The sequence below is a fragment of the Psychrobacter sp. NZS113 genome, from assembly GCF_015864825.1.
GTDB lineage: Bacteria > Pseudomonadota > Gammaproteobacteria > Pseudomonadales > Moraxellaceae > Psychrobacter.
In genome coordinates this window covers 1-618 of record NZ_JADYWL010000028.1, presented here as the reverse complement: position 1 = coordinate 618, position 618 = coordinate 1, and the positions used below count along the sequence as shown (strand labels likewise).

The window sequence follows — 618 nt, the reverse complement described above, 5'->3', positions numbered from 1 at the left end:
GTAATTATTGTTGTTGTGTCTATAAAGTAAGTATTAGATGCCTAATCTACCCTGAGGGGTTTCGAGTAAGAAAACACTGACCCTTAGGAGTCTTACTTATTTCATCCCAAAAAAAAAGAAATTGCAGGTTAGCTCGCCTGGGCGAGCCACCCCTGCACCAAATTATAAGAATGACGAAAGGGGGGGCGTTTTAACATTCAAAAACTTCTTTTCCCCCCTTTCAAAAGCCATACCCACGGGATTGACGAGTTTGCAGCCCTAGGGTCACTGTTTTTCGCATTTTTTGATTCCGTTTTGCGCTTTTATTCATCACCAACAAGTAAGTATTCCATCCCTAAGCTTTCTAGCTTTTCATTGGTGTATTTTGATCTCCTTTTGGTGCTCTAAATTGTGGGAATGTGCTCAAATATATGGGGCAATTTTGGTTTGTTTTCTTGCTTGATTAGGTTGAATTGGGGGTTTGTATGAGATGGCCCTAGGCCTATAATGCATTTTGAAGCAATGGGGCATGCCACATTGCCCCCATTCTCTTGCAATTTATGTCCAAACATGCGCCCATCAAGTGCTCGGTGAAATGCCCCAATGATATATGAATATGATTTTGCAAAATTGGGATGG

1 protein-coding gene is annotated in these 618 nt (G+C 41.3%); it reads right to left on the bottom strand.

Annotated features, from left to right (window positions below; all coding sequences use genetic code 11):
- Positions 1-383 precede the first annotated feature (383 nt).
- Positions 384-618 (bottom strand): hypothetical protein (locus tag I6E61_RS14235; protein WP_227685984.1); only part of this gene is annotated, 235 nt, incomplete at its 5' end.